The sequence below is a fragment of the Stenotrophomonas sp. NPDC077659 genome (assembly GCF_050268705.1).
In the GTDB taxonomy this organism is placed as follows: domain Bacteria; phylum Pseudomonadota; class Gammaproteobacteria; order Xanthomonadales; family Xanthomonadaceae; genus Stenotrophomonas.
Genome location: NZ_JBNNHG010000245.1, coordinates 1 through 2,692, shown reverse-complemented (window position 1 = coordinate 2,692; position 2,692 = coordinate 1). Strand labels below are relative to the sequence as shown.

Annotated in this window: 4 protein-coding genes; all 4 read right to left on the bottom strand. The window is 55.7% G+C overall.

Going from position 1 to position 2,692, the window contains the following annotated elements; genetic code table 11:
• Nucleotides 1–604: type IV secretion system protein (locus ACQKDV_RS19045; protein WP_427785799.1), on the bottom strand; the 604-nt coding region annotated here is incomplete at its 3' end.
• A 54-nt stretch (nucleotides 605–658) separates the two neighbouring features.
• Nucleotides 659–1,093: a DUF4189 domain-containing protein gene (locus ACQKDV_RS19040; protein ID WP_427785798.1), complete on the bottom strand. Its 435-nt coding sequence runs from the start codon at nucleotides 1,091–1,093 to the stop codon at nucleotides 659–661.
• Nucleotides 1,094–1,365: 272 nt separating this feature from the next.
• Nucleotides 1,366–1,797: a DUF4189 domain-containing protein gene (locus ACQKDV_RS19035; RefSeq protein ID WP_427785797.1), complete on the bottom strand. Its 432-nt coding sequence runs from the start codon at nucleotides 1,795–1,797 to the stop codon at nucleotides 1,366–1,368.
• A 372-nt stretch (nucleotides 1,798–2,169) separates the two neighbouring features.
• Nucleotides 2,170–2,571 carry a DUF4189 domain-containing protein gene (locus tag ACQKDV_RS19030; protein ID WP_427785800.1) on the bottom strand — a complete coding sequence of 134 codons (402 nt, stop codon included), beginning with the start codon at nucleotides 2,569–2,571 and terminating at the stop codon, nucleotides 2,170–2,172.
• Between the last annotated feature and the right edge of the window lie 121 nt (nucleotides 2,572–2,692).

The following is a 2,692-nucleotide window of genomic DNA, read 5'->3' as shown; positions in this document are numbered from 1 at the left end:
TGGCCGCCATCGGCGGTGCCATGACCATCAGCACCGACATCAGCAGTCCAACACCGCCCTGCTGAACGGCAGCCGACTTCAGGCCGCCGCCAAAGCCCAGCGAGGCGCTCATGCCGAAGATCTCGGTGCCGGAAAGAAGATAGGCGGTCACGATTGCAATGGCCGTGCGGGCAACGACGGCGGTGGCCAGCGACACCATGAACGACAGCACCGCCATCGAGAACATCGTGCCGATGCCGTACAGCAACCAGCGTTTGAACAGGTCCTTGGTCTGGTCGAACAGCAGGCACAGGATGAACAGTGGCCCGAAGCCGACGAACAGCACCAGGGCAATCTTGTAGAGCAGCAGCATGGCGCCACCGATCACCGATGGGCCTGCAATGCCGATGCCCGTCAGCGAGGTGACCGTGCGCTGGGTGGCCGCGTTCTGGTCACTCTTGGCCACCGGAAGCGCATCGACCAGCGCAAAGATCAGACCCATGGTGCGCAGGTTGTCGTCGATCGAGTCTTCAATGTTGTCGCTGTCATTGGCGACAACTCTGTGGATCTCGTTCGGCAGCGTGTTGGTCAGAAACGCGGTCAGGTTGACGCCGGCAAAGGACATCGTCGTGCGGCTAGGACTTACATGAAGCGCGTTTGCTCCAGCAACTCCAACTTTCTAGGGAACGGCACATCCCTCGTAAACAATCTTGCAATCAGGCCCACACTCCTTCAGCGACTGGCGACGAACCCACTTCAGCCCTTTAGGAGACATCTGTCCAGAGCGATTATTAGGACCGACCGCAACTGCTATGCAGGAATTGAAAAATGTTTCAAGAGGAACACAATTCTTCGACCCTCGCGCTTGACAATCAGCGACAGCCAGCGAACGAGCCTCTTCTTCAGTTTTCCCGACCAGCGTATAGCCCCAGGCTTTGTCATCACCAACGGCGATAGCCCCCCACCTTATCCTTGGATCTGGTGATCTAGTGTCGCCAACTCCGTGAGCAGGAAGAAATACACTGTTGTATTCAGCGCTGCCGGGCTGCTGCGCGGAGGCGACAGCTGAAAGGACAAAGGTGAAGGCGATAGCCACTCTAAGTATCGCAGTCATCACTAAATTCCTCAATCCCATTAGCTGCGCGGTTTATCCGAATCCCGACCAACATAATCCTGCTTGAAATCCGAAGTCTGGCCCGAGCTGTTACGACCCACATTACCGAAGCTCGAGTTCGCCACGAACTGGCCCAGCGTGCCATTGAGGTACATGGCTGGCATTGTGGATGGCGTGACAATCAGCACATCCGCCCCTCTGACGCTGCAATCACTGCTGAATTCACGCCCCGGTCGCAAGAGGGCGCACGAGCCTATGATGTGCGCAACGACTTAAGGACGAGCGCATCCCTCAAAAAGAATTTTGCACTCCGGCGAACCGCAATTCTTCAGCACTCTCTTACGCACATAGGAAAGACTGGAGGGCGCTTTGGAGTAGGTTCTATTTGCGGGCCCGACGGCTACAGCAGCACAAGAGTTGAAAAACGTCTCCACGCCCTCACAGTTCGTCGAACCACGTGCCACGCAGTCTTGAATAGCAAGCTTCACTGCTTCTTGCTCGGTTTGTGCCCCTACGTACCAACCAAGCGTCTTGTCAGCTCCTCTTGCAAGGGCACCCCATCTAACATTGGGGCGAGCGGTATCACCGACTCCATGCCCGGGCAAGAAAACAGTGTTGTACTCCTGGCTCCCTGGCTGCTGGGCAAACGCGATAGTGGAAATCGCCAAGCTAGCCAAGGTAGCCGCTCGCAGAAGGAATGTCATACGCCGCTGCCCTTCTTCTTATCCACATAATCTCGCAGTAGCACCCCATCTATCACTGTGACGTACGGTATCGCCAACGCCGTGTACTGAAAGGAAGACCGTGTTGTACTGATGGGTATCTGGCTGCTATGCGAAAGCGCTCGCCGATAGAAACAGTCTTGATATGAGCGCAGTTCGCATGAGCATCACCACAGGCTGGATTACCCGTTTTTCTTGCCCCAGTGGAGGTCCATCACCTTCCCGACTGATGTCCAAGGCAAGTACATGCACGCCATCTATCTTGAACATTGCACTCAACAGCCTGCTGGCCTACACACAGGAAGCGCTAGCAGTTCAAGGTCAAGCAACCCGCAGCCAAGTCACAATGAGCTATTAAGGGTACGCGCAGCCTGCGAAGACAATTTTGCAATCTGCGCCACAGTCTTTAAGAACCTCACGACGAGTGAACCGTTCCCCTTTAGTTGAAATCTGATACCGGCGAGCAGTGGGACCAGCGGCAATCGCAGCGCAAGCGTTAAAAAACGTCTGTGAAACCTTGCAATCGTATGAACCGCGCGCCTCACAGTCCTCAATTGCCAATGCCCGGGCTTCCTCCTCGCTGTTCGCGGAGAACGTCCAGCCGAGATTTCGATCAGCCCCCTTCGCCCAAGCCCCCCACTTCACAGGCCTAGGCGCCGCAGTATCGCCGACACCATGCGCAGGGAGGTAGACGCTATTGTACTCAGGCGTTCCTGCTTGCTGAGCTACTGCCGTCAGTGGTGACAATAAGACCATCGCGACCATAAGTCTGGATATCGCAATCATTATTCATCCCCCTTCCTATTATTCTGTTTACCGCTGCCCACATAATCCTGCTTGAAGTCCGAAGTCTGGCCCGAGCTGTTACGACCCACAT

Bases quoted from the DNA above. Each gene is read 5' to 3' on its own strand.
- ACQKDV_RS19035 (WP_427785797.1), bottom strand. From the start codon at position 1,797: ATGACATTCCTTCTGCGAGCGGCTACCTTGGCTAGCTTGGCGATTTCC.
- ACQKDV_RS19040 (WP_427785798.1), bottom strand. From the start codon at position 1,093: ATGACTGCGATACTTAGAGTGGCTATCGCCTTCACCTTTGTCCTTTCA.
- ACQKDV_RS19030 (WP_427785800.1), bottom strand. From the start codon at position 2,571: ATGGTCTTATTGTCACCACTGACGGCAGTAGCTCAGCAAGCAGGAACG.